The following is a 23,829-nucleotide window of genomic DNA, read 5'->3' as shown; positions in this document are numbered from 1 at the left end:
ACGGGGCTTGCGGCAAGACCCGGGTCGCGGCGCAGGATCACCGACCGTTCCTGGATTGCCGACGGTTGCGGGGGTCTGTGTCGACTCAGGAGTACGACGGAGAACTGCGCGGCGAGCGCAGCCATCTGACCGGGCTGTACGCGCGGCTCGACGCCGAGCGCGCCCGCGCGAGAACCGATCACGACGCCGCCGTCCGCGGCGACGACGGCGAGGCGGCCATGGACCGCGACGTCCGGGTGCGAGCCACCGCCACCGCGGTGACGCGGCTCGACGTCGCCGACAACGGGCTGTGCTTCGGCCGGCTCGACACGGTCGACGGCGAGCGCCGCTACGTCGGACGCATCGGGCTCCGCGACGAGCACACCGACGAACCGGTCCTGCTCGACTGGCGGGCCCCGGCGTCGCGACCCTTCTACGTCGCCACCGGCGCGCACCCGGAGGACGTGCGCCGGCGGCGGCAGTTCCACACGCGAGGCCGGCGGTTGGAGTCGTTCACCGACGAGATCCTCGGTGACCCCGCCGGCGGTGACGGCACCGACGCGGCGCTGCTCGCGGCGGTGAACGCGCCGCGCGGCGCGGGCATGCGGGACATCGTCGCGACGATCCAGACCGAGCAGGACGAGATCATCCGGCTCGACCACCCGGGCGTCACGGTGATCGAGGGCGGCCCGGGCACCGGTAAGACCGTGGTGGCGCTGCACCGCGTCGCGTACCTGCTCTACACGCAGCGGGAGCGCATCGAGAGGCACGGCGTGCTCGTCGTCGGACCCAACCCGGCGTTCCTCGACCACATCGGTCAGGTCCTGCCGTCGCTGGGCGAGTCCGACGTCGTGTTCATGACGCCGGGCGACCTCGTCCCGGGGCTGCACGTCACCGCCGAGGACACCCCGGAGGCCGTGCGGCTCAAGGGCTCGCGGGCGATCCTCCCGGTGCTCGCGGCGGCGGTCGCGGACCACCGGCGGCTCCCGGAGCAGCCGCTGCCGATCGAGCTGGGCGGCATCACGACGCGGATCGACGCCGAGACCGCGCAGTGGGCCCTCGAGGAGGCGCGCGGGAGCGGGCTGCCGCACAACGAGGCCCGCACGGTGTTCACCGAGATCGTCACCTACGTGCTCACCGAGCGGGCGATCGGCCGGATCGGGCGCGGCTGGCTGACCCGCGACGACCGCACCGCCTGGGAGCAGCTGCGCACCGATCTGGTGGCCGAGCTGGCCGGCAGCGAGGCGTTCACCGCGGCGCTCGACGAGCTGTGGCCGATCCTGACGCCGGAGTCGGTCCTGGCGCCGCTGCTCGAGTCGACCGAGCGGCTCCGGGCGGCCGGTGGGGACCCGGCGCTGCACCGGGCGGACGGCGCGGCCTGGACGACCTCGGACGTGCCGCTGCTCGACGAGCTGGTCGACCTGCTCGGCCACGACCCTCGAGCCGACCGGGCCACCGCGCTGGCGGCCCGCCAGGAGCAGGCCGCCGAGGCCGGGTACGCGCAGGACGTGATGGCGATGCTGACGCTGGACCGCGAGGAGCTCGACGAGGACCTCGGGGTGCGGGTCGACGACCTCACCCACGCCGGGACCCTCGCGGAGCGCTTCTCCGAGCGCGATACCCGCGAGCTCGCCGAGCGGGCCGCCGCCGACCGCGACTGGACCTACCGCCACGTCGTCGTCGACGAGGCGCAGGAGCTCTCCGAGATGGACTGGCGGGTGCTGATGCGGCGCTGTCCCGGCCGGTCGTTCACCGTCGTCGGCGACCTCGCCCAGCGCCGCTCCCCCGCGGGCGCGACGTCGTGGGCGGCGATGCTGGAGCCGTACGTGCCGGGCCGGTGGGTGTACCGGTCGCTGACGGTCAACTACCGCACGCCCGCGGAGATCATGGCGGTCGCGGCCGCCGTGCTCGCCGAGTTCGCGCCCGGGGTGGTGCCGCCGGAGTCGGTGCGGGCGGCCGGGGTGCCGCCGTGGTCGTGCCCGGTCACCGACGACGAGCTGGCCGTCGTCGTCGGGGAGTTCGTGCGCGACGAGGCCGAGCGGGAGGGGACGAGCGTCGTCATCGGGCCGGTCGGTGTTCCGGGCGCGGTGCCGCCGTCAAAGACCAAGGGCCTGGAGTTCGACGCCGTCCTGGTGGTCGATCCCGAGGAGATCCTCGCCGACGGGGTGCACGGGCCGGCGGATCTCTATGTCGCGCTGACCCGGGCCACCCAGCGCCTCGGCGTGGTGCACCGGGGCCCGTTGCCTCGTCCCCTGGGTGCCCTCCGGGCCCGTGAGCAGAAAATGAGGCTCTAGCAGCAATTTCTGCTCACGAGGCCGTAGGCCACCATGGGGGGCGTGGCCGTCGGGATCCAGCGCACGGACGTGGTCCTGCGCCTGCCGAGCGCCGGCCCGGAGCCGGTGCCGCTGGACCGTGCCCTGGCCGCCGTCGTCGGGTACGCCCGCGGCCTGCGGCCGCTGCGGTTCCGCTCCCCCGGCACCCCCGAGGGCCGGTGGGTGCAGGTGCCCGCGTTCGGGTGGGCACGGTTCGACGCCCGGCCCGCGAGCGTGGGTCTCGACGCCGACGTCCTGCTCGCCGAGGGCCTGCACGGCCGTCTCGACGAGGCCGGGTGGCAGGACGTCCACGACGCCCTGGGCCGGGTCGCCCCGCTCGTCGACGCGCTGGTCGGCCGGGCCGACGGACGGGCGTTCTGGACGCTGCCCGACGAGGAGCTCTCCGTGCTCGACGAGCCCGGCACGGTCGGTGCGCTGCTGCGGCGGATCGGCGAGGAGGCCGGGTCGCACGGGGGGCACGTGCTCGCCGCGCTGCACCACCGCCACCCGGGCCTCGTCCCGCACCTCACCCGCACGACCCGCCGCGCCCTGCTGCCCCACCTCGAGGAGGGCGACAGCGGCGTCGAGGCGGTGATCGCCCGCGAGCTGCGCGCCAACGCCGACGCGTTCGCCGAGCTCGAGCGCGCGGTGGCCCTGACGACCGACGCCGCCCCGACCCGGCTGCGCCTGCACGACGTCCTGCTCTGGCTCACGACCACCCTGCGCCTGGCCCACGCCGTGGCCGCGGGACAGGGAGAATCCGCATGAGGATGCTGTTCGCGACGGCGCCGGGCTACGGCCTGACGCTGCCGCTGGTCCCGCTGATGTGGGCGGCCCGGGCGGCCGGGCACGAGGTGCTGCTCGCGACGACGTCCGAGATGGTCGCCGTCGGGTCGGCGGCCGGGCTGGGCGTCTACGACGTGTTCCCCGAGCGCGACGTGTGGGGCGACCTGATGGCGCGGGTCTCCTCGGACGAGGAGCCGTCCGACGACCTCCCCGAGGAGTACCGGCTCGCCGCCCGCACCGGGAACCCGTTCGGCCTGTTCACCGTGACGATGACCGAGGGGACGATCGCGGCCGGCCGGGCGTTCGGCCCCGACCTCGTCGTCTACACCTCCGACCACGCCGCCGGGATGCTGACCGCGGCCGCGCTGGATGTCCCCGCACTGGAGGTCGGCAACCGGGTGTCGTGGTCGATGCGGGACCTGGACTGGCGCACCGAGCACCATCCGTTCGGCGAGGACGAGATCAGCGACCTCGTGCGCGCCCGCCTCGGCATCGGCGACGCCCGGCCGCGACCGGTCGCCCGGATCGACCCCCGCCCGCCCAGCATGGGCGGGATGACCGCCGACGACGAGGACCGCGACGGGCGCGACGGCGTGCCCTGGTGGCCGATGCGGTTCGTCCCGTTCAACGGCGGGTCGGCGGTGCCGGACTGGGCCCTGCGCGCGCCGGAGCGCCCCCGGATCGCGGTCACGCTCGGCACCGTCGTCCCGGCGTTGACCGGGGTGACCAACCTCGCCGTCGTCATGAAGGCGCTCGGCGACATGGACGTCGAGGTGGTCCTGGCCGCCGGCACCACCGACCTCACCGACCTCGGGGAGCTCCCGGCCAACGTCCGGTCGGTCGGCTACCTGCCGCTCTCGGCGTTCCTCCCGAGCTGCGCGGCGATCGTGCACCACGGCGGCTCGGGAACCACCGCGGCGCCGCTGTACTACGGGATCCCGCAGCTCGTGCTGCCCGCGTTCGCCGACAACCCGCTCGCGGCGCAGCGCGTCGCCGAGCGAGGGGTCGGGCTCTCCGACGACCCGACGACGGTGGACGCGGCCACCGTGCGTGGGCACGTCGAGCGGCTGCTCACCGAGGAATCGTTCCGGACCGCCGCGGCCGAGGTGCGCGCCGAGATGGCCGCCCAGCCGAGCCCGGCGGCCGTCGTCGAGAGGTGCGCTGACGCGCCTGTGAGCAGTAATTGACGCCAGAGCATCAATTACTGCTCACGAGCGCGAAGCGCACCTAGCCCACCTGCGGCCTCCGTGGACGACATTTCCCGCTCGAGTCTGTCCGAAATCCGGAACAAACGCTTTCCGCTGCTCCACACGGCCTGCGTCGACGCGCGTCAGCCGAGGTCGAGTGCCGCATCCGACGCGATCTGGATTTTCTCGCCGGCGATGTCCCGCTCGAGCAGTTCGGCGAGGACGGAGGGGTCCTCGCTGACGCCCCACGCCCGGCGCTCGTCGGGGGTGCGGACCGCGACGAACGCCTTCTCCGGGCCCTCCCGCCCGTGCATCACCGTCCACGATTCGACCCGCCCTGGCCCGACGTAGGAGTCGGCCGCCGGCGTAGGCGCCTCGGCGGCGTCGACCTCGGCCTGCACGTCCTCGGCGCGGAATCCCTCGGCCGGGGGCTCGGTCCCGTAGACCCCGATGGCGTGCTTGGTGAGGAAGCCGCCGTTGGCCGTGACCAGGCCGGTGGCCGACCCCTCGCTGCGCAGCCGCGTCACCATCGCCGCGATCGCGTGCCCGACATAGTTGTTCCACGGGCCGCCGGCGAACGTCAGGCCCCCGGTGACCGTCAGCGGCCGGGCCGGGTCGTCGACGGGCAGCCCGAGCTCGGCCGCCGCGACCTGCACGGCCGAGGGGAAGCAGGAGTACAGGTCGACGGCGACCGGGTCGTCGATGCCGATCCCGGCCAGCTCCAGCGCGCGGCGCCCGGCCACCCGGATCGCGGGTGAGCGGTCCAGCCCGGGCCGCTCCGTGACCGCGTAGGTGTCGTGCGCCCGCGTCCCGGCGTGCGGGAACACCCACTGCTCGCGCGGCACGCCCGCGGCCTGCGCGGTCTCCACCGAGCACACCAGCAGCGCCGAGCCCTGGTCGACGTCGTTGTTCGAGTTCATCAGCTTCGGGTAGGGCCAGCCGACCCAACGGTTCTTCGGCCCGGGCGTCCGGATCGTCTCCGCGTCCAGCGCCTCGCGCCGCCAGGCGTGCGGGTTGGCGGCCGCGACCTCGCTGAACCGCGACCACAGACCGGCGGCCCGATCGAGCTGCTCGTCGACGGTCCGGCCGCCGCTGATCCGCAGCGCCTGCTCGAACAGCGGGTAGAGCTGCACCGGCATCGTGAGCCCGAGCGAGGTCTCGTGCTCCGAGGACAGCGGGACGTTCTCCCCGACCTCGTCCGGCACGAGGTCGTCGGCCTGCCGGGTCCAGTCCGGCTTCTCGCCCCGCGCCCGCGCCTTCATCCGGGTCCGCCAGGACTCACCGCCGGCGACGAGGACGGTCGACGCTCGCCCCGCGGCGATGTCCTGGCAGGCCGAGGTCACGAGCTCCTGCGGCTCGTTGCCCCCGATCCCGGTGAGCACCGTGTGCCGGGCGCTCGCCCCGAGCCGTTCGGCCAGCAGCCGGGCGGGATCGCGGTAGTACCAGGACAGCAGGGAGACGACCCGGACGGAGTCCAGCCGGGTCAACAGCGCCGAGGCCGAAGCGTCCTCGCCGGCCAACCGGGCGGCCGCGGCCATGAGATCGACCGGTTCGGGCGAGGCGCCGTCACCGCCGAGGAGTCGACCGTCGACCTGTCCGACGCCCACGATCACGGGCGTTCTCGAATCCATGCTCAACTTCCTCCTGTGCCCCATGTCGGGGGTTCGGCCGATGCGCCACAATCGATCACGTGCCCCGTCCTTCCAGACCGATCCTGAGCCGCGACTCCATCGTCGAAGGAGCGCTGCGCATCATGGACCGGGATGGTTTCTCCGGATTCACCCTTCCACGCCTGGGACACGAGCTCGGAGTCCGAACACCGTCGCTGTACTACCATTTCCGCGACCGGGCCGAACTGCTTTCGGGTGTGGCCCGCGGAATTGTCGAGCAGACCGCCCTGCCACCGACTCCGACCGAGGGCCATTGGGACGCCTGGTTCGTCGAGCTCGCGGTCAACTTCCGGCGAGCCGCGCTGCGTCACAGCAACGCCGTGCCGGTTCTCCTCCAGTTCCTGCCGCACGACGTCATGACCGATCTGTACGAGAACGCCGCCGCCCTGCTCGACCGCTCGGGAGATCTCGACCCCACGCACCGTCTGCTGCTTCTGGAGGGACTGGAGAAGTTGACCATCGGCGCCATCGTCGTGGAGGCGCTCCGCGCGTCCGACCAGCCCCGGGCGTTCGACAGTGTCGACCCCGCGACCCACCCACGGCTCGCCGAGGCAGGCGCGCAGAGCGCAGATGCGGAGGATCTCTTCCGGCAGACCGCGCGGACGTTCGTCCGGGGCGTGAGGAACCCGTCGAACTGACCACCCCGTGGCATGCCGGGTCGCGCACGCGCCCCGACCGGTGCACATCAAGAGCCGCCGCACGCCGGGCACCATAACCGTACAGCTTTAGATTTTCGTGGCGGGGCACGTAAGGGGCGCCCGCCGGCAGCGCGGTGATCCGCCGCTCCTTGCCCGACCATATCGAGAGTTATAGGTTCCGGCCGACGATCATGACTCCGTCGGCAGAGCGCCGAGTTTGCTCCCCTCGAGGACGTGCATCGCGTCCGCCCTAGCCTCCGTGTAGTGCGCCCGAACGGGAGGTCACGCGAGCACCACGGGTCCAGACCTCCTGCGGCCGGGCACCGCGTACCCTTTCAGGAAGGAACCCGCCGTCATGGACATCAACGGCTCCGTCGCCCTCGTCACGGGTGGCGCCTCGGGCCTCGGCCTGGCCACCACCGAGAAGCTGGTGGACGCAGGGGCGAAGGTCCTCATCGTCGACCTCCCGAGCTCGCCCGGTGAGTCGGTTGCGGCCAAGTTCGGCGACGCGGTGCGGTTCGTCCCCACCGACGTCACCGACGAGGCCCAGGTCATCACCGCCCTCGACGCCGCGGAGGAGCTCGGCACGCTGCGCGTCGCGGTGAACTGCGCCGGCATCGGGAACGCCTACAAGACCGTCGGCAAGGAGGGCCCGTTCCCGCTCGCCGAGTTCCAGAAGGTCCTCCAGGTCAACCTGGTCGGCACCTTCAACGTCATCCGGCTGGCCGCCGAGCGGATCTCCAAGACCGAGCTCGTCGACGGCGAGCGCGGCGTCGTCATCAACACCGCCTCGGTCGCGGCGTTCGAGGGCCAGATCGGTCAGGCCGCCTACTCGGCGTCCAAGGGCGGCATCGTCGGCATGACGCTGCCGATCGCCCGTGACCTCGCGAACCTCGCCATCCGCGTGGTGACGATCGCGCCCGGGCTCTTCGAGACCCCGCTGCTCGGCAGCCTGCCCGAGGACGTCAAGGAAGCCCTGGGCAAGCAGGTGCCGCACCCGTCGCGGCTGGGCCAGCCGTCGGAGTACGGCGAGCTCGCCGCCCACATCGTGTCGAACTCGATGATCAACGGCGAGACGATCCGCCTCGACGGCGCGATCCGCATGACCCCGCGTTAGTCCCCGACCTGGACCCACCCCGACGAGGAGAACTCATGAGCGTGACGACGGAGCGCCACGACGGCGTGGTGACCGTGACCGTCGACCGACCGGGCCGCAAGAACGCCCTGGATCCGGCGGCCTTCGCCACGCTCGCCTCCGAGCTGACCGCGCTCGACGGCGACACGGAGGTGCGGGTCGTCGTCGTCACCGGCGCGAACGGTGACTTCTGCGCGGGAGCCGACCTGTCGGGCGAGGACGAACGTCCGCACCCGCTGGTCGGCATGGAGGCGGTCAACCGGGCAGCGCTCGCGCTGCACCGGATCTCGGTGCCCACCATCGCGAAGGTCGACGGCGTCGCGGTCGGCGCCGGGTTCAACCTGGCCCTGGGCTGCGACCTGGTGGTCGCCTCCGACCGGGCCCGATTCTCGGAGATCTTCTCCAAGCGCGGTCTGTCCGTCGACTTCGGCGGGAGCTGGCTGCTGGTCCAGCGGGTCGGGCTGCACGTCGCCAAGGAGCTGTGCCTGCTGGCCGACGTGCTGCCCGCCGCCCGGGCGGCCGAGATGGGCCTGGTCAACCGCGTGGTACCCGTCGACGAGCTCGACGCCACCGTCAACGCCTGGGCCGGCCAGCTCGCCGCCGGGCCGCCGCGGGCGATCACCCTCACGAAGCGGCTGCTCGACCAGGTCGCGACGCTGTCGTTCGAGGACGCCCTCGACCGGGAGGCGCACGCCCAGGCGGTCAACCTCATGGGGACCGACGCCCCGGAGGCCTTCGCCGCGTTCCGCGAGAAGCGGACGCCGGCCTTCACCGGCGGCTGGGTCCCCGCGCCGCCGACGAGCTCCTGAGACCCCCGATCCCGAGCAACCCCCACCGGAGGACGACGTATGCGGACGCGATTCACCGAGCTGTTCGGGGTCACCCACCCCGTCGCGCAGGGCGGGATGCAGTGGGTCGGACGCGCGCCGCTGGTGGCGGCGGTCGCGAACGCGGGCGGGCTCGGGTTCATCACCGCGCTGACCCAGCCCACCCCGGAGGACCTGCGGGCTGAGATCCGGCGCTGCCGGGAGCTCACGGACGCCCCGTTCGGCGTGAACCTGACGATCCTGCCCGCGATCACCCCACCCCCGTACGCCGAGTACCGCCAGGTGATCATCGACGAGGGCGTGCCCATCGTCGAGACCGCCGGCGCCAACCCGGTCGATCACCTCGAGCACTTCCACGCGAGCGGCATCAAGGTCATCCACAAGTGCACGAGCGTCCGGCACGGCCTCAAGGCCGAGAAGCTCGGCGTGGACGCGCTGTCCATCGACGGGTTCGAGTGCGCCGGGCACCCCGGTGAGGACGACGTCCCCGGGCTGATCCTGCTCCCGGCCGCCGCGGACCAGATCACGATTCCGTTCATCGCCTCCGGCGGGTTCGCCGACGGCCGCGGCCTGGTCGCCGCCCTCGCGCTCGGCGCCGACGGCATCAACATGGGCACCCGGTTCATGGCCACCGTGGAGTCCGGCATCCACGACAACGTCAAGGCCCGCCTCGTCGAAGCCGGCGAGCGCGACACCAACCTGATCTTCCGACAGCTGCGCAACACCGCCCGCGTCGCCGACAACGCGGTCTCCCGGGAGGTCGTGGAGAAGCTCCAGGCCGGCGCCGGTTTCGAGGACATCCGCGACCTCGTCGCCGGCACCCGGGGCGCGAAGGTCTACGAGACCGGCGACCTCGACGAGGGCATCTGGTCGGCCGGCATGGTGCAGGGCCTCATCCGCGACGTCCCGACCTGCCACGAGCTGATCACCCGGATCGTCGCCGACGCCGAGGAGATCATCTCGAGTCGGCTGGCGGGCGCGGTCGGCTTCGGGGTCGGGGTCGGGGTCGGGGTCGGGGTCGGGATCGGCGCAACCACGAGCTGAGGCGGTCGCGTCGATCAGAGCAGCTCGAGAGCGTGGCCCGGGGACGAACCGTTCATGACGGACTGTCTCGGCCGCCCGGCACGAAGTCGTCCGGTGGCGCGGGCCAGTCCGGGACCAGATCGAGGTGGTCCTCGAGCCGGGCGGTGAACTGCGGCGGACGCTTCTCCAGGAAGGAGGTGACTCCCTCCACCGCGTCCGGCCCCCGGCCGAGGGCCGAGATGACCCGGGTGTCGATCCGGTGCGCGTCCCACGGCGACGGCGCGTCGAGCATCGACCACAGCATCCGGCGCGTCAGCGCGACAGAGGTCGGCGACGTGTTCTCGACGATCTCGGCCGCCAGCGCGCCCACGATCCAGCTCAGGTCGGCCGCGGGTTCCACACGGGACACGAGACCGCCCGCCAGCGCCTCCTCCGCGTCGAACACCCGCCCCGTCGTCGCCCACTCCATCGCCCGCGAGATCCCGACGATGCGCGGCAGGAACCAGCTCGACGCCCCGTCCGGGGCGATGCCGCGCCGGGCGAAGACGAACCCGAACCGCGCCCCGTCGGCGGCAATGCGGATGTCGGCGGGCAGCGTCATCGTCGCGCCGACCCCGACCGCAACCCCGTTGATCGCAGCGACCACCGGCTTGCGCGAGGCCGCGATGCGCAGCACGACCATGCCCCCGAGGTCACGTGGCACGCCACCGATGCTGCCGTCGGCCCCAGCGGCCGAGTCGTCGAACGTCGAGCCGCCCCCGGCGAGGTCGGCGCCCGCACAGAAGCCGCGGCCTGCACCCGTGAGCACAACGACCCGGACGTCCTCGTCGGCGTCGCTGCGGTCGAACGCGGCAACCAGTTCCCGACCCATCACCGGTGTGAAGGCGTTCAGCCGGTCGGGCCGGTCCAGCGTCACGGTCGCGATGCCCTCGGCAACCTCATAGTGGATCTCGGTGAATGTCTCCGCCGTCGTTCCGGTCATCCGCGGCCACTCCCGTAGTCGGGTCGACGGCACCGTTAGGCGCCGGGGGACCAGTTGTCACCTGAGGACCTCAGTGTCGTGCCGCTGCAGGTCGGGCCCGTGGTCAGCCCCGGCGGGCCTCCAGCGCACGGTAGTTGCTGATGAGGTCCTTCTTCAGCTGGCCGCGCGGCTTGACCTCGATGCCCTCCTCGACGGCCCAGGCGCGGATCGTCTCCCGCTCGGTGCCGGTCAGGCCGTCCCGGCCGCGGGGCTCCTCGCCCTCGGTCGAGGCGGCGGGCGCGGTCGCGGCTGCCGGCTCGGCCGGAGTCGAGGCCACGGGCTCCGCGGGGGCGGCCGGCGCGCTCGACGACGATCCGCCGGTGGGCAGGAGAGCCGGGTCCCCCGCCTCGAACGCCTGGACCACGCGCGACGGGATCCGGCCGCGCTCGGCCAGCTCCACCCCGTGCTCGGCGGCCCAGGAGCGGATCTCGACGTTGGTGCTGCGCGAGCGCACCGCCCCCGCGCCGGACGGGGAGGCGGGGCGCGCTGCCGCGGCGGCCGGGCGGGAGCTCTGCCGGCCGCCGGTGCGCCGCGCGGCCGCGACGAACGGCGCCAGGATCTCGCGCAGCGCCGCGGCGTGCTCGGTCGTCAGGTCGATCTCGTAACCGACGCCCTCGAGCCCGAAGGAGACGCTCTCGTCCGCCGTCGTGCCGTCCAGGTCGTCCACGAGGGTGACCAGGGTTCTCGTCGCCATCGGTGTCCTGCTCCTCTCGATCTCCGGATAGGAATGGCGTCGAACCGGTGGCCCTCGCCGGCGGCGGGAACGGCCGCCGTCCACTGATCAACGATCCCGGCCGTGATTCGTAGCAGAATCGGCGACGACCGGCGCAGCCGGGACGATGTGTGCGCCATCACGAACCGTCGCGACCGTTTCCGGCGGAGCCCGTCAATCCCCCGCGGGACCCGGTCGACGCAGGAACAATCGGGTCCAGGCGTCGACCAGGTGGCCGGCGAACCGCTCGTGGCTCCATCCGCGTCCGCCGACGAGCAACAGCCAGTACTCCGGCCCGTTCATGCTCCACACGATGTCCGCGACATCGTCGTCGGAGAGGTCGTCGCGCAGTTCGCCGGTGGCGCGCAGATCTGCCGCGAAGTCCCGCATGTTCCGCGCCCGCCGTTCCGTGATCTCAGCCCACAGGGCCGCGGAATCCGGGTCGGTGGTGGCGGCGTCGCGCAGCGCGAGAAACACCGGGGCGAGCCGGGCCTGGATCACGACGAGGGCCCGGGCGTAGGTCTCGATCTTGGCGGTGGCCGAGGAGGCGGCTTGGACGCGCGCGACGTAGTCGCGATCCTGCGCCGGGACGGCGTCGTCGGTCCCCGAGATCGCGGACTCCAGCACCGCGCGCAGCAGCGCGGGCTTGCGCCCGACGCTGGCGTAGACGGTGTCGACCGCGACCCCGGCCCGGCGCGCGACGTCCGCCACGGTGCTGGCCGCGTACCCGGCACCGACGAAGGCGTCGCGAGCGGCGACGAGCACGGCCGCGCGGGTCGCCGCGGCCTGCTCGGCACGCCGCGGCGAGTGGTAGCGCCGAGGAGTCCCTGCCACGCCCGTCCCGTCATGTTCGTCCGATGGCCATTCGGGTCAAAGTTACCGTAGCAGTCCGGTCGCCCCTTGACGGAGGCCGTGACCAGGGGGAACCTCATTTCGTCCGATGCTAGTTCGGACGAAAACCGGACGATGGAGGTCCGCCATGTCGAGCACCGCACCACCCACCCCGGCCGGACCGGGACCCGCGACCGACGACGTCGTCGTCTCCCGCGCGGCCGGCTCCGGCGCCGCGACCTGGGCGATGGGATCGCTGTTCGAACGCCTCGCCGGCGCCTCGGAGACCGGCGGTCAGCTCGGCGTATCGGTGGTGACCCAGCCGCCGGGCGCGGCCAGCCCGCTGCACGTGCACACCCGGGAGGCCGAGGCCTGGTACCTGCTCGAGGGGTCGATGACCTACTGCGCGGGCGAGCAGTTCGTGTCGATGACGGCGGGCGACTTCATCTACCTGCCGCGCGGCGTCCCGCACGCCTTCCGCACCGGCGGACCGGGCCCGGCCCGCTTCGTCGCGCTGACCGTGCCGGGGTCGCTGATGGACCTCTACGACGAGCTGGGACGCCCGGCGACCGAGCGACGCGTGCCCACCGGCGACGTCCCCGCACAGGACATCGCGCGCTGGATGGAGCTCAGCGCCGCCTACGGCATCCAGGTGGTCGGGCCGCCCATCCCGGCGGTCGAGCCGTGACGGCGCGACGGATAGCCGAGTCCCCGCTCGATCTGGCGGGCCGGCTCGTCCGCGACCAGTTCGCCGTCATCGAGACCGGTGACCTGGCGGGGGCCACTGCCACCGTGACCCCGGACTTCGTCAATCACCGCTCGGTGCACGAGCCGTTGTCCGCCCGCGACCGGGGCCCGGACGCGTTGCGGGAGACCGCGACGTGGCTGCGCCGCGCGTTCAGCGACATCCGCTTCGAGATCCACGAGCTCGAGGTCGTCGAGGACCGGGCGGTCGCGTGGGTGACCATGCACGGGCGTCACACCGGACCGCACGTCGTGCACGACTCCCCCGACGGCGCCGTCACCGAGGTGTTCCCGCCGACCGGGCGTGCGTTCGCCGCCCGTCAGGTGCACTGGTTCCGCATCGCCGACGGCGCGATCGCGGAGCACGACGCGGTCCGCGACGACCTGGGCCTCGCCCGGCAGGTCGGCTGGCTCCCGCCCCGGCCGACCTACGTCGTGCGCATGCTCGCCGCCCGACGCCGCGAACGCCGGCTCGCCCGGTCGGGCTAGAGCTCGGCGCGCCGGTCGGCGATCGTCCTCGCGATGTCGCGGATCTTGACGTTGAGGTCCTGCGAGGCCTTCCGGAGGATGTCGAAGGCCTCGTCGGCGTTCGTGCCCCGGCGCTGCATGAGGATGCCCTTGGCCTGGCCGATCACGTCGCGGGACTCGAGGGCCTCGGTGAGCTGGGCCGAGCGCAGCTTCTCGGCCTCCAGACCGCGCGCGGCCTGCACCGCGACCGCGGCGTGCGCGGCGAGCAGGAGCATCGCGTCGCGGTCGACCCCGGCGCACCCCTCGTCGTCGCGGAAGTAGTAATTCAGCGCCCCGAGGCGGGGCGGATCCCCGCCGGGGAACATCCCGGTGGAGCACAACGACCGCATCCCGAGCTCCGCCACCCGCGGCCCGAAGCGCGGGTAGCGGTCGTCGTGCGCGAGGTCCGGGCACGACGTGAATCCGGTGCTCGACGTCGCCGTGGCCTCGACGCACGGACCCTCGCCGGTGCGGTACTGGATCTCGTCCGCCCGCGTGGCGAGCGGATCGGTCTCGACGGGCGTGTGGAAGCGACCGTCCGACTCGAGCAGGGTCACCGACACCATGGCGACGCCCGGCACCAGGCCCGCCGCGCGGTGCACCACCCGCTCCAGGACACCGACGACCCCGGTCTCGGGCGGCACCGTGAACAGGTCGTGGCTCAGGCCGATGAACTCCTCGCCCAGCGGCCCGAGATCGAGCTGCCCCAGGGCGGCGGGACTCCCCTCGCCGTCCACCCGTCCGTGCTCGGCCTCGTGATCGGTGAATCGGGTACGGGCCGCCTGCCACTCCTCCTCGGACGCCATGGCGGTCGCGATACCCCCATCGCCGTGTCGTGTATGCGTGGAACACGCCATCGCCGCGCGACGTGTGGTGGTCCAACCGGACCGGGTACCTCGGTCTCACATCGGCGCGAGTGCCCGGGCGCCCGGCCGGTGCAGGTCCTGGCCGGTGCAGACCGGGCCGCCGGCAGGACCGTCACCACCACCCCACTCCCGACCACCGACCACCGGGCTCGACGAGGTCGTCTATCGGATCCACGCGCTCGAACCGGAACTCGGCGGGTGGAAGCGGCATCTCCCCAACCCAGGAGGCCGGGACGAACGGCGTGAAGCCGAGTCCGTCCGGGCTTAGAATGAAGATCCGCAGAGCTACTCGGCGAATGAAGATCCGCAGAACTACTCGGCGACGACGATCCGGTGACTCCACCGGAACACGCGCAGGGGCCGGTCCCGGTGGACGACGGACTCCCCGGTGCGCCGGAAGTGCTCGTAGTGCGGGCCGCAACAGACCTTCACCGCCTCCTCCGACGGCGGGACGAACCGGATCCGCTCGCTCTCGGGGACGCTCAGGGGTTCGCCGCCGATGAGCATGGTGTTGCCTTCGAACTCGGACATGACCTTCGCTGCCTCCTCGGACGATGTCCACTGCCGCCTTCGAGTGTGATCCGGACAACGGTGGGCGTTTCCCCAGTTCCGCCGCGACCTCATGACCGTCGGGTCGGTGTGGGCGTGAGCGGTAGCCTGGCGACGTGCCGGCCGCCTCGAGCCCTTTCCAGGTGTCGCGCGAGCAGCGGCGGGACATGCTCACCCGGCACTTCGTCGGGGCGGTCGAGGAGCTCCTCGAGGAGCACGACGAGTCGGGCCGGGCGAGGACCTACGGCGAGCTGAGCGTCGAACGGATCATCACGGCGGGCGCCATCTCCCGCTCGACGTTCTACAGCTACTTCGACGACAAGAACGACCTGCTCGAGGCGATGGCGACCGACGTGATCGCCGAGCTCGTCGGCACCGGGGCGTCGTGGTGGCAGCTCGAACCGGGCGCGACGAAGGAGCAGTTGCACGACGGCCTGCGCCCACCCCTGGACACCTACCGCGCCCACCGGGCGATCCTGGGCTCGGTCGTCGAGGTCGCGACCTACGACGCCCGGATCCGCGCCCAGCAGCGGTGGCTCGTCGACAACGTCGTCGACTCGCTGACCACGCACCTGCGCCGCTGGCAGGACGCGGGCGCCGTCGACCCGGCGCGCGACGCCGCCCGGACCGCGCAGTGGATCATCTGGATGCTCGAGCGCGGGCTCTACCAGCTGGTCGGTCCCGCGGACGGCCCGGAGGTGGACCGGCAGCTCGCCGCGCTCACCGACGTCGTCTGGGCCGCGCTCTACGCCTGACCGGCCCGCTGCCGCCGGTCCGGTCATCATCGAGGACGCCGGTCGCCACCCGGCCGTAGGCGAGTCGGCCGACCCGCTCTCATCGCGGGTACCCGCGGGTGCTTCGCGCCGAATGGTCCCGAGCGACCGAGGGAGTAACGGTCGTTCACGCCGGGGCGGCCATGTCCTGGCGCGACTCGCCCCAGGAGCCGCGACGGACCCATCACCACTCGCCGTCGCCGTCGTTGGTCGGACATCGGAGTCCGTCCGCCGCGCGGGGCAGCGCTGGGACGACCCCACGACGTCGGGCGCAGGGAGAGGTCACGAGGATGGCGGCGAAGTTGCCGGGTCGGTGGAAGTCGGTCGTAGCGCTCGGTGGCGCTCTCAGCGGAGCTCTTCTGGCGGGCGGCGGGATCGCGGACGCCGCATCGGCACCCGCCCAGGCGCAGGGCGCCGAGGTCGTGCCCGCCTCCTGCGGGCAGACGGTCACGGCCCGCCAGGGCGACCTCGTGGAGGTCCACCCGGAGGTCGGCCGCGCCCAGCGCTACGTCGTCAGCGGCCAGCCGGGCACGGTGCAGCACATCCAGCCGGGGATCGGGCAGCCGTTCTGCGACGTGGCCATCCAGGTCGCCCAGCCCGTGATGATGGTGGCCCCCGCACCGGCCTACACCGTGCCCGTCGCCCCGGCCGCCGCCCCCGGAGCGGCCGTGGCGCCCGGGACCGCCCCGGCACCGGGCGCCCCGCTCGCGGCCGCAGCGCCCGCCGCCCCCCATGCCGCCGCGCCGGGGATAGCTCCGACCGCCAAGGCCTCGAAGCGCTCCGCCGCGACCCGCGCGCCGTCGGCCGCCGTGTCGGACGTGCCCCTCACCGCCGCCGCGCCGGGGGCGGCGCCCGGCGCGCTGCCGCTCACGGCCCCGGGTGCGTTCACCGGAGCGGCCCCGGCCGCGACCGCCCCGCCGGCCGACCCGGCCGCGCAGGTCCTGCCCGCCAGCGAGGCCTCGAAGCTGACCCCGCCGGCGAACCGCGACGGACTCGGCGTCCCGGTCATCCTGGCGCTCATCGCGGGTGCCGGCGTGGCTGCCGGCGGTGTCCGGGTGGCGATGACCCGCCGGGCCGCCAAGGAGGACGCCGTCCGCGGGGCGGTTCCTCCGCGGCCGGAAGCTCCGTCGGAGCTCTCCCTGCCCGAGGCCGACCTCCGGGCGGCGCACTCCCTCGACGCCGAGCCCACCGGGACGGTCTCGCCCGACGAGTACCCGACCGAGATTCACTCGCCGATACCGCGCTCCTACGTCGGCCGGCACAGCGCGGACGAGTCGGAGACGGCCACTCTTTCCCGCGTCTGAGTCGGGGCGGGGTCCGCCGCCGGAACCACGTCAGACGATCTTCGGTCAGCTGGAGGGCCATCCATCCCGACGATCGTTCGCTCCCGTCAGGGCGTCGCCGGGCGTGCCACGTCGAGGAGGGGCGAGACCGAGCCACTCGTCTCGAAGACGTCGAGAGCCCGTTCGAGGTGATCGGCGATCGTGCCGCCGAGGCGTGCCTGTCGGCGGAGGGCCGCGCGGTAGATCGAGACGATGGCCCCCGCGGCCACCATCGACATGACGTCGTCCTCCGACTCGGCGCCACGGACCTGCTCGAGGTGAGCCGCGATCCCGGCCTGCCACTGCTCGAGGTGCTCTCTGTAGACGCGCGCGAGCGCCGGCTCTCGGTGGATCAGCCGCGTGCGCGTCGCCGCGAAGTCGGGGTCGTCCGCCTCCCAGGCCGTTGCGTGCCGCAGGAGGCCCTCCCGGATCGCGGACCACTCGCCGCCCGCGATCACCGTCGCCATCCGGGTCGAGAGGACGTCCTCGCTGTCGTCGAGGTCGACGAAGAGGGCGTCCTCCTTGCGCTCGAACAGGCGGAAGAAGGTGCTCGCCGAGTAGTCGGCGGCCCCCGCGATCTCCTCCACCGTGGTCGCCGCGAACCCCTGCGTCTCGAAGAGCCGGGCCGCAGCGCGGGCGAACTCCTGCCGCGTGCGGGAACGCCGCCGATCACGAGCGCTCACCGGGCTCTCCTTCCTGGGATCGCCTGCGTAGGGGCATCATGGGAAGCCACCACCATAAGGAGCGTCGCTCGCACGTCTCCGGCCCCGCCTCCAACCCGTGGTCGCGACCGGCACGACGAGGAGCACGGCGATCGAGATGAATCCGCGGATCCCGATACGCTCTGCGCCGCACGACGGTGGAAGCGGGATGCGAGGGGGACGTTCGTGACCGAGAGCCTCGGCTCGTCGGCCGAGTCCACCTCGCGACCCCTCGCGGACGCACGCCGTCCTCGCGGCCGCCCTCGTCGGGACATCGACCGGGACGCGGTGGCCGATGCGGTGGCCGAGCTGTTCGCGGAGGGCGGCTACGACGCCGTGTCCATCGCCGACACCGCCGTGAAGCTCTCGATCTCGCGATCCACGCTGTACCGCACGGTTCCGACGAAGGAGGAGCTCCTCGGCATCCTCTTCGAGCGCGGCACCCGGAAGCTGACCACGGAGGCGCGGGAAGCGGTCGCCCGTCAGCCCGAGTTCGGCGGCGAGCGGCTTCGCGAACTGGTCCGCATCCAGATCACAGCCGCGGTGCAGATGCGCGACTACATCTCGGTGTTCTTCGGAGGTGCCCTGCCCGGCGAGGTCCGCGGCCGTTGGCGGGAGTGCACCCGCGAGTACGAGAACCTCTGGCACGAAGTCGTCGAAGAGGCGATGGCCGCCGGCCTGGTGGAACGCGCCGACCCCGTGGTGACGACCAACCTGATGTTCGGAATGTGCGTCTGGGTGTCGCGTTGGTATCGGCCGCAGGGGTCCCACTCCGCGGACGACATCGCCGATGTCGCGATCGGGCTGCTTCGGCTGGCAGGACCTGCCCGGCCCGGTACCGAGTCGACCTCGTCCTGAGATCGTCCTCACTCGCGCGGTCGATTCCCCGTCCGGCCCGGTGTCGACGTCCGTGTGAACGACCGTGAATGACTGAGCATCGCCGGCGGTCCGGAGGCGATCGTCTGGGGGAGATCGCGTGAGCGGCCACCCGAAGGCGCCACACGCCGACGAGCACTGCACTGAGATGAGCAAGCGTTAACCTGTGACCATGGCGCGCGACGCACTGATTCTCGATGCCGCGGAGCGTCTCCTCGACCTCCACGGTTACGCCGGGGTCGGAGTGGACGCCATCGGCATCGAGGCCGGAGTGAGTGGTTCCGCGATCTATCGGCACTTCTCCGGCAAGGAGGAGATCCTCTCCTCGCTCCTCGATCGTGCTGTCGACGATCTCCTGATACGGCTGGGCTCCCCCAAGACGGACCCGGACGAAGAACTCGAGCACCTGATCGACGTGCACGTGTCGTTCGCCCTCGAACGTCCCCGCCTCGCCGTGATCTGGTCGCGGGAGGAGCGCTGGCTCTCGGATGCGGTCCGCCGGATCTACCGGCGTCGTCAGCGGCCGTACATCGACCGATGGGACTCCGCCCTGGCGGCGTGCTACCCGCACTGCCGCCGGGAAGAACTGACCACCGTGCGGGACGGCCTGTTCTGGCTGTTGCTGTCGTCGGTCCTCACGCCCGCCCGCCGGTCCGAGCCGGGCGCCGAGAGCATCCTGCGCGGAATGGCCCTGGCCTCCCTCACCGCGCTCGTCCCCGAGACCAGTTGATCGGGGAGGGCCGCCACATCCTGTCAACCCGGCGGCACGAGAACGTTCGCTGATGGCCCGGCGACCGGAGGGGAGGCGATGCGCTCCAGCGCCTCGAGGTCGTCGGCCAGCCAGCCGAGCCACCCCCACGCGTCGACCAGCCGCAGCGCGCGGACCGGGTGCTCCGCCCGGTCCGGGAGGTCGGCGACCGCCTCCAGCCCGGCGTGCACCAGTCCCGCGGGCGGGCCCGGGACCGCGTGCGGGTCGTCCTCGCGGCGGAGCACGACGGCCCAGCGGTGGTAGCGGTCGGCGACCACCTCGACGTCTCCGCGCAGCCGCGCGGCCAGGTCGGGCCACGGCACGGCGTCGTCGGGAGCGGGCGGATCGGTGAGGGCGCTGCGCGCGCCGCGGCAGACGCGGTGCACGACGCCGAGCACCGCCATCCAGTCCAGATCGTGGGCGCGGGCGGGACGGCGCTCGGAGCGGAACTGCGTGTACGTGGCCTCGTAGCGGGTGATCTCCGTGCTCATCGCCGACAGTCGGCCGCGGACCACCTGGCGGGAGGTCGTCCCGGCGAGCCACTTGGTCGTGCTGTCGACGAGGTCGGCCGCGACGTCGAGGCAGCGCCCGGCGGCCCGGCGCACCTCCCCGTGACCGCCGGCGGGCCACACCGCGGCGCCGACGACGAGCCCGATCACGGCGCCCAGGACCACGTCGACCACGCGCTCCGGCCCGAGCCGCCACGTCGGCGGCGAGAGCTGGGCGAAGAGCACCGCGACGACGACCGTGAAGCACGCCTGGGAGGCGATCACCCCGGCGAACCGCCCCGAGGCGACGGCCACCACCACGATCACCGGGAGCAGGGCGGCGGTGGCGACCGGGTACGGGCCGACCAACAGCACGAGGCCGATCGCGAGCGTGCCGCCGATCGTGGTGCCGATGATGGCGGGCAGCATCGCGGCCCGGGTGGAGGCGGCCGAGGTCCGCATCAGCGTCAGGGTCGCGAGCAGCACCCAGAAGCCGTGGGCCACGTCCAGTTCGCCGGCCACGAGCCGGGCGATCGCGAGCCCGACCCCGAGGCGCACCGCGTTCTGCAGGTACACCGAGCGCAGCGTGAGATGGCAGCGCAGCCGGCGCCACCACAGCAGCGCCGGCGGCGCCCCGGCGTACCAGAACGGGCCCTCGGCGGGGTCCTCCCCCGGCACGGCCGACGCCGGGACCCCGTGCCGCGGCGCGACGACGACCCGGGCGGCGAGCACCACCAGCCGCTGCTCCTCGGCCACCTGCGCCACCGCCACCGAGGTCTCGGCCCGCCGGACCGTCTGCTCCCCCGGGCCGAAGATCGCCACCGCGTGGACCCGGCGGGCGGTGAACGCGGCGCGGGCCGCATCCAGGTCGTCGAGCCCGGGCAGCGGGCGGCGCCCGTCGAGCGCGGCGGCGACCTCGCGCAGCGACTGCGCCGTCGCCGCGAGCATCGCCGTCGGCGCCTCCGGATCGGGGCCCGAGCGGCCCGTCACGGCGGCCGGGGCGAGGTCCTCGAGCGCCTCGACGCGGCCGTACACCGCCCGCAGCGCCGCGGCCAGATGGGTCAGTCCGCGGTCGGCGGCGCCCGGCCCGGTGGGGCGCTCGTCCACCGGCACCTCGCCGAGGCGGAGACGCTCGGCCGCCCGGGCGGAGTCGCGGCGGGCGCGGGCCAGGGTGTCGCCGCCGACCGGGAGGGCCTCGAGGAGCGCGCCGATCGCCCGGGCGGCGTCGGCGGCCCGGCGGGCGAACGATCGCGGCACCGCCGGCGGCAGCAGGAACCGGTCGGCGAGCGCGAGCAGCGCGATCCCGATGGTCAGGCCGGCGATCCGCAGCGGGATCTCCCCGGGGGTGAACGGCGGGAAGGACGGCAGGATGTAGAGCAGGTGCAGGCCGTTGACCACCCCGGCCGCCCGCGGTCCGCCCAGGGCCAGCAGCGCCACCGCCACCCCGGCCACCAGCACCCCGAGGGTGGCCGCCCAGGTGGTCACCGCGAGCAGCGAGCCGACGGTCACCAGCACCGACCCGAGGAGCCAGCACGCCAGGATCGTCCGGGTGCGCTGCGCCGGGGTACCGCTGACCTCGGAGAACACCCCGAAGCCGATCACCCCGAAGACCGCGTACACCGCCACCGTCGGCTGGTCCAGGGCGTAGCGGCACACCAGGAAGCCGATCGACGCCGCGACCGCGATCCGCACCGCCTTGCGGGTGGCGGTCAGCCCGGGGTCGTGGCGCAGCAGCCACCGCAGGACACGCCGCATCGCGTCATCGTGCGCCCCGGCGCGGCGGGGCGACAGCCCCCGCCAGGCCCAGTCGGTGCCGCCCTCAGCCGACGCGGGGCGGACGGTGGCCGAGGCCCCGCGAGACGGCCAGCGCGGTGGAGCGCACCACCTGCGCGTAGGCGCGCGGCGGCGCCGATCCGGCCGGCACCACGACGGAGACCGCCGCCAGGGTGTGGCCGAGGCTGTCGCGCACCGGGGCCGCGACCGACGACACCGGCGCGGGGGACGACCGCTCGAACACGGCGACCTGGTGGCGCCCGACGTCGTCGAGCCGGCGCCGGACACGCTCGGCCGCCGCGGGCTCGAGGGCCGCGAGGCAGCGGGACCGCACGGTCGCGGGCGCGCCGGCGAGCAGCACGAGGCCGACCCCGGTGTCGTCGAGCGGCATCCGCCCGCCGACGCGGTAGTCGATCTCGACGGCGCCCCGGGACGAGAGCCGCTCGACGAGCAGCGCCTCGTCACCCTCGCGGACCGCGAACAGCACGTGCTGGCCCGAGAGCTCGTGGAGGTCCTCGAGGTAGGGCAGCGCCACCTCCCGCAGCCCGTGGCTGCGCGGCGCGAGCGAGGCGACCTCGAAGAGCCGGAGCCCGACGACGTAGCGGTCGTCGGCGTCCTTCTCGAGCGCGCCCCAGGCGAGCAGGTGCCCGGCGAGCCGGAACGTGGTCGACAGCGGGATGCCGGTGCGGCGGCTCAGGTCGGCCAGGCTGTGGGCGCGATGCTCCGCGTCGAACGCGGCGAGCAGGGCGAGGGCGCGCACCACCACCGGGTCGCCCTCGGCGGGCCGCTTCCCCCGGCGCACCGGCGCGTCCATCGACCGAGCCTGGCATGCCGGTCAATGGAAGGGCCCGGACGGGCGCGCGGCGCAGGTCACACCATGGGCCGCGCCGGACCACCGACGATCCGACGACGAGGAGCCCCGATGACCGCAGAGTTCGTCACCCCTGCCGCGGGCGGCGGATCGCCGCTGCCGGGCAAGCCGCTGCCCTACGTGCTGGAGGCCGGCGAGGGCGAGCGCGCCCACCTGTTCGACCAGCTGTTCACGGTGCTGCTCTCCGGCGACGAGACCGACGGCCAGTTCGGCGTGTTCACGATGGAGGCCCCGCGCGGCCAGGCCATCCCGGTCCACTCGCACGCCGACGTGCACGAGATCTTCTTCGTGCTCGACGGCAAGGTCCGCGTCGTCGTCGAGGACGGCGACGGCGGGCGCGTCGACAAGGTCCTGACCACCGGCGACTTCGGCTACGTCCCGGCCGGGCACCGGCACACGTTCCGCGTCGAGTCCCACCGGGCGCGCACCCTCGGCGTCAACACCGGCGGGTTCGAGCGGTTCTTCGCCGCCGCCGGCGAGCGCACGTCCTCGACGATGCCGCCCGCGCAGCCCGTGGTGCCCTCCCCCGAGCAGCTCGGCGACGCGGCCCGCCGCTACCGCAACGAGTTCCACTTCGATGCCCACCTCATCGACTGACGCGCCGCCCGCGCCCGCAACGGCCCCGCTCCCGCCGGTGGCCCGCGACGGCGGGCTGCTCACCTGGCGGGCCGCCGAGTACGCCGTCGTGCCCGGCTTCCGGCCGCTGCTGCTCGACGTCGTCCGGCCCGACTCGACGGCCGAGGTCCCGCTGGTGGTGTTCGTGCACGGCGGCGGCTGGCGCACCGGGAGCCGATCCGGCATGGGGCCGATGTTCGCCGGGTGGGAACCGTCCCCGTTCGCCGAGCTCGCCGCGGCGGGCTTCGCGGTCGCATCGGTCGACTACCGGCTGTCCGGTGAGGCGTCCTTCCCGGCGCCGCTCGACGACGTCCGCGCCGCGCTGTCCTGGCTGGCGGAGCACCGTGAGCAGTTCGGGCTGACGGGGCGCCGGGCCCTCTGGGGCGAGTCGGCCGGCGGCCACCTCGCCGCTCTGGCCGCGCTGACCGGCCAGGACGTCACCGCGGTCGTCGACTGGTACGGCCCGTCCGACCTCACGACGGTGGCCGCCGACGCCGTGGCTACCGGCCGCTCGATCACCGACCCGGGCGCGGCCGACTCGCGGGAGTCGCTGCTGCTCGGCGGCCCGGCCACCGAGCACCCCGACGCGGCCCGGGCGGCGAGCCCCGTCGCGCACGTCCACCCGGGCGCCCCGGCGTTCCTGCTCCGGCACGGGACCGCCGACCGGTTCGTCCCCACCCGGCAGTCGCAGCGCCTCGCGGACGCGCTGGCCGGCGTCGGCGCCGAGGTCCGGCTGACCCTCGTCGAGGGCGCCGACCACCTCTGGCTCGGCGACCCGCAGGCCGCCCGCACGGCCTTCGACGACGCCGTCGCGTTCCTGCGGCGCCACCTCACCCACTAGGTCCCGACGCACCCGTCGTCGTACGCCCACCCCG

The 23,829-nt window shown here is 73.6% G+C and carries 24 protein-coding genes; 15 read left to right on the top strand and 9 right to left on the bottom strand.

Annotated features, from left to right (window positions below; translation table 11 throughout):
- The first annotated feature begins 77 nt into the window (after positions 1-77).
- From helR to LQ327_RS15260, 3 genes are read left to right on the top strand one after another with little or no spacing between them, the layout of a single operon-like run.
- Positions 78-2,273: an RNA polymerase recycling motor ATPase HelR gene (gene helR, locus LQ327_RS15270; protein WP_230734969.1), complete on the top strand. Its 2,196-nt coding sequence runs from the start codon at positions 78-80 to the stop codon at positions 2,271-2,273.
- A 42-nt stretch (positions 2,274-2,315) separates the two neighbouring features.
- Positions 2,316-3,059 carry a hypothetical protein gene (locus LQ327_RS15265; protein WP_230734967.1) on the top strand — a complete coding sequence of 248 codons (744 nt, stop codon included), beginning with the start codon at positions 2,316-2,318 and terminating at the stop codon, positions 3,057-3,059.
- The gene (locus LQ327_RS15260; RefSeq protein ID WP_230734965.1) at positions 3,056-4,264 is read left to right on the top strand and encodes a nucleotide disphospho-sugar-binding domain-containing protein; all 1,209 of its coding nucleotides are present in this window, start codon (positions 3,056-3,058) and stop codon (positions 4,262-4,264) included. Before LQ327_RS15265 ends, LQ327_RS15260 begins: the two co-directional genes overlap by 4 nt.
- Positions 4,265-4,407: 143 nt before the next feature.
- On the opposite strand, the gene LQ327_RS15255 is transcribed toward LQ327_RS15260, so the two are convergent.
- Positions 4,408-5,895 carry an acetyl-CoA acetyltransferase gene (locus LQ327_RS15255; RefSeq protein ID WP_230734963.1) on the bottom strand — a complete coding sequence of 496 codons (1,488 nt, stop codon included), beginning with the start codon at positions 5,893-5,895 and terminating at the stop codon, positions 4,408-4,410.
- A gap of 59 nt (positions 5,896-5,954) precedes the next feature.
- On the opposite strand from LQ327_RS15255, the gene LQ327_RS15250 reads away from it, so the two are divergent.
- The 4 genes from LQ327_RS15250 to LQ327_RS15235 all read left to right on the top strand — a co-directional run bounded on the left by LQ327_RS15250 (position 5,955) and on the right by LQ327_RS15235 (position 9,578).
- On the top strand, positions 5,955-6,572 hold the full coding sequence (locus LQ327_RS15250) for a TetR family transcriptional regulator (RefSeq protein WP_230734961.1): 618 nt from the start codon (positions 5,955-5,957) through the stop codon (positions 6,570-6,572).
- Positions 6,573-6,927: 355 nt separating this feature from the next.
- Complete coding sequence (locus LQ327_RS15245) at positions 6,928-7,689, top strand: 3-hydroxyacyl-CoA dehydrogenase (protein WP_230734959.1); 762 nt, start codon at positions 6,928-6,930, stop codon at positions 7,687-7,689.
- Positions 7,690-7,724: 35 nt separating this feature from the next.
- Complete coding sequence (locus LQ327_RS15240) at positions 7,725-8,516, top strand: enoyl-CoA hydratase/isomerase family protein (RefSeq protein ID WP_230734957.1); 792 nt, start codon at positions 7,725-7,727, stop codon at positions 8,514-8,516.
- Between the two features lie 39 nt (positions 8,517-8,555).
- Positions 8,556-9,578, top strand: coding sequence for an NAD(P)H-dependent flavin oxidoreductase (locus LQ327_RS15235; RefSeq protein ID WP_230734955.1), 1,023 nt, complete (start codon positions 8,556-8,558; stop codon positions 9,576-9,578).
- Between the two features lie 52 nt (positions 9,579-9,630).
- Here the strand turns inward: LQ327_RS15235 and LQ327_RS15230 are convergent, their stop codons facing one another.
- From LQ327_RS15230 to LQ327_RS15220, 3 genes are all read right to left on the bottom strand, one after another.
- On the bottom strand, positions 9,631-10,539 hold the full coding sequence (locus LQ327_RS15230) for an enoyl-CoA hydratase-related protein (protein WP_230734953.1): 909 nt from the start codon (positions 10,537-10,539) through the stop codon (positions 9,631-9,633).
- Between the two features lie 103 nt (positions 10,540-10,642).
- Positions 10,643-11,272: a histone-like nucleoid-structuring protein Lsr2 gene (locus tag LQ327_RS34780; RefSeq protein ID WP_308286318.1), complete on the bottom strand. Its 630-nt coding sequence runs from the start codon at positions 11,270-11,272 to the stop codon at positions 10,643-10,645.
- Positions 11,273-11,464: 192 nt separating this feature from the next.
- Positions 11,465-12,124 (bottom strand): TetR/AcrR family transcriptional regulator, encoded by a 660-nt coding sequence (locus tag LQ327_RS15220; protein ID WP_230734951.1) that lies wholly within the window; start codon positions 12,122-12,124, stop codon positions 11,465-11,467.
- 145 nt (positions 12,125-12,269) lie between these two features.
- On the opposite strand from LQ327_RS15220, the gene LQ327_RS15215 reads away from it, so the two are divergent.
- Both LQ327_RS15215 and LQ327_RS15210 read left to right on the top strand, forming a co-directional pair.
- Positions 12,270-12,809 (top strand): cupin domain-containing protein, encoded by a 540-nt coding sequence (locus LQ327_RS15215; protein WP_230734949.1) that lies wholly within the window; start codon positions 12,270-12,272, stop codon positions 12,807-12,809.
- Positions 12,806-13,354, top strand: a complete 549-nt coding sequence (locus LQ327_RS15210) for an ester cyclase (RefSeq protein ID WP_230734947.1) — start codon at positions 12,806-12,808, stop codon at positions 13,352-13,354. Before LQ327_RS15215 ends, LQ327_RS15210 begins: the two co-directional genes overlap by 4 nt.
- Here LQ327_RS15210 and LQ327_RS15205 read toward each other — a convergent pair.
- Complete coding sequence (locus LQ327_RS15205; RefSeq protein WP_230734945.1) at positions 13,351-14,178, bottom strand: ANTAR domain-containing protein; 828 nt, start codon at positions 14,176-14,178, stop codon at positions 13,351-13,353. The two genes, LQ327_RS15210 and LQ327_RS15205, sit on opposite strands and share 4 nt — an antisense overlap.
- A gap of 372 nt (positions 14,179-14,550) precedes the next feature.
- Positions 14,551-14,769 (bottom strand): DUF5988 family protein, encoded by a 219-nt coding sequence (locus LQ327_RS15200; protein ID WP_230734943.1) that lies wholly within the window; start codon positions 14,767-14,769, stop codon positions 14,551-14,553.
- Positions 14,770-14,903: 134 nt separating this feature from the next.
- On the opposite strand from LQ327_RS15200, the gene LQ327_RS15195 reads away from it, so the two are divergent.
- Together LQ327_RS15195 and LQ327_RS15190 are read left to right on the top strand one after the other, a co-directional pair.
- A complete protein-coding gene (locus LQ327_RS15195) occupies positions 14,904-15,542 on the top strand; it encodes a TetR/AcrR family transcriptional regulator (protein ID WP_230734941.1) in 639 nt (212 codons plus the stop codon).
- Positions 15,543-15,850: 308 nt separating this feature from the next.
- On the top strand, positions 15,851-16,864 hold the full coding sequence (locus LQ327_RS15190; protein ID WP_230734939.1) for a hypothetical protein: 1,014 nt from the start codon (positions 15,851-15,853) through the stop codon (positions 16,862-16,864).
- An 86-nt stretch (positions 16,865-16,950) separates the two neighbouring features.
- Here the strand turns inward: LQ327_RS15190 and LQ327_RS34775 are convergent, their stop codons facing one another.
- Complete coding sequence (locus LQ327_RS34775) at positions 16,951-17,565, bottom strand: TetR/AcrR family transcriptional regulator (RefSeq protein ID WP_230734937.1); 615 nt, start codon at positions 17,563-17,565, stop codon at positions 16,951-16,953.
- Positions 17,566-17,769: 204 nt separating this feature from the next.
- Here LQ327_RS34775 and LQ327_RS15180 point away from each other — a divergent pair, with 204 nt between their 5' ends.
- Together LQ327_RS15180 and LQ327_RS15175 are read left to right on the top strand one after the other, a co-directional pair.
- A complete protein-coding gene (locus LQ327_RS15180) occupies positions 17,770-18,441 on the top strand; it encodes a TetR/AcrR family transcriptional regulator (protein ID WP_230734935.1) in 672 nt (223 codons plus the stop codon).
- Between the two features lie 190 nt (positions 18,442-18,631).
- Positions 18,632-19,189, top strand: a complete 558-nt coding sequence (locus LQ327_RS15175; RefSeq protein WP_230734933.1) for a TetR/AcrR family transcriptional regulator — start codon at positions 18,632-18,634, stop codon at positions 19,187-19,189.
- 23 nt (positions 19,190-19,212) lie between these two features.
- Here the strand turns inward: LQ327_RS15175 and LQ327_RS15170 are convergent, their stop codons facing one another.
- Together LQ327_RS15170 and LQ327_RS15165 are read right to left on the bottom strand one after the other, a co-directional pair.
- Positions 19,213-21,450 (bottom strand): FUSC family protein, encoded by a 2,238-nt coding sequence (locus LQ327_RS15170; RefSeq protein ID WP_230734931.1) that lies wholly within the window; start codon positions 21,448-21,450, stop codon positions 19,213-19,215.
- 64 nt (positions 21,451-21,514) lie between these two features.
- Complete coding sequence (locus LQ327_RS15165; protein ID WP_230734929.1) at positions 21,515-22,282, bottom strand: IclR family transcriptional regulator; 768 nt, start codon at positions 22,280-22,282, stop codon at positions 21,515-21,517.
- 108 nt (positions 22,283-22,390) lie between these two features.
- Here LQ327_RS15165 and LQ327_RS15160 point away from each other — a divergent pair, with 108 nt between their 5' ends.
- A complete protein-coding gene (locus LQ327_RS15160; protein ID WP_230734927.1) occupies positions 22,391-22,936 on the top strand; it encodes a quercetin 2,3-dioxygenase in 546 nt (181 codons plus the stop codon).
- Between the two features lie 37 nt (positions 22,937-22,973).
- Positions 22,974-23,795: an alpha/beta hydrolase gene (locus LQ327_RS15155; RefSeq protein WP_230734925.1), complete on the top strand. Its 822-nt coding sequence runs from the start codon at positions 22,974-22,976 to the stop codon at positions 23,793-23,795.
- Positions 23,796-23,829 lie beyond the last annotated feature (34 nt).

It is taken from the genome of Actinomycetospora endophytica (genome assembly GCF_021026375.1).
GTDB classification, from domain to species: domain Bacteria; phylum Actinomycetota; class Actinomycetes; order Mycobacteriales; family Pseudonocardiaceae; genus Actinomycetospora; species Actinomycetospora endophytica.
Note: the sequence above shows the minus strand (reverse complement) of the source record. Positions and strands in the feature narration are given on the sequence as shown.